The organism is Chryseobacterium mucoviscidosis, assembly GCF_002177115.1.
GTDB classification, from domain to species: domain Bacteria; phylum Bacteroidota; class Bacteroidia; order Flavobacteriales; family Weeksellaceae; genus Chryseobacterium; species Chryseobacterium mucoviscidosis.
Genome location: NZ_MVAG01000251.1, coordinates 1 through 241, shown reverse-complemented (window position 1 = coordinate 241; position 241 = coordinate 1). Strand labels below are relative to the sequence as shown.

Below are 241 nucleotides of genomic sequence, written 5' to 3'. Positions count from 1 at the left end.
GGGCGAACCGGTCATGGTGTGGGTGAAATCCAGCGCCGCTTCGCTACGTTGTTCCAGTAAAATCCCGACGCGCAGCTTGCTGGAGTCGAGGTTAATGCCGTATCCAAAAATAAACAGCAGTAGCAGTGGGATCACTACTGCAATCAGCCAGCTACTCGGATCGCGAACGATCTGCCGCGTCTCTTTGACGCACAGCGCCCGCACGCGACGCCAGGACAGGATCGGATTACTCATTGCTATG

1 protein-coding gene is annotated in these 241 nt (G+C 56.0%); it reads right to left on the bottom strand.

Translation table 11 applies throughout. From position 1 onward, the window contains the following. A partial coding sequence (locus B0E34_RS23015; protein WP_503327703.1) for a hypothetical protein occupies nucleotides 1-234 on the bottom strand: 234 nt, incomplete at its 3' end. Nucleotides 235-241 lie beyond the last annotated feature (7 nt).